We start from the raw sequence: 387 nt of genomic DNA, 5'->3' as shown, positions 1-387 counted from the left end.
CCCCCCACCCCCCCCCCCCCCCCCCCCCCCCCCCCCCCCCCCCCCCCCCCCCCCCCCCCCCCCCCCCCCACCCCGCCCCCCCCCCCCGCGTTTTTCTGTACGGCCTCGTGGGCTCCGACATCTTCCTCAGCGACATCCAGCAGGCGGGCGTGCACCTCGGCCACGGCGCCTTCGTCCAGGCCGCAGGCCAGGTCGATCACCGCCCGCTGGCCGGTACCGGCCACGCCCACCAGGGCCACGATCTGGCGCGCCTGTCTCTTATACACATCTGACGCTGCCGACGACGAGAACCGAGTGAAGAGATGGGGGGTGGCGGGATGAATAACAGAGGGGGGGGGGGGGGGGGGGGGGGGGGGGGGGGGGGGGGGGGGGGGGGGGGGGGGGGGG

General features: G+C 78.0%; 1 protein-coding gene. It reads right to left on the bottom strand.

Annotation, left to right across the window (positions count from 1 at the left end; all coding sequences use genetic code 11):
- Nucleotides 1-387 (bottom strand): hypothetical protein (locus JHD63_RS23100; protein ID WP_198973148.1); only part of this gene is annotated, 387 nt, incomplete at both ends.

The organism is Xylophilus sp. ASV27 (genome assembly GCF_016428875.1).
In the GTDB taxonomy this organism is placed as follows: domain Bacteria; phylum Pseudomonadota; class Gammaproteobacteria; order Burkholderiales; family Burkholderiaceae_C; genus Xylophilus.
The sequence above is the reverse complement of the archived record's forward strand: the minus strand, read 5'-3'. Positions and strand labels throughout refer to the sequence as shown.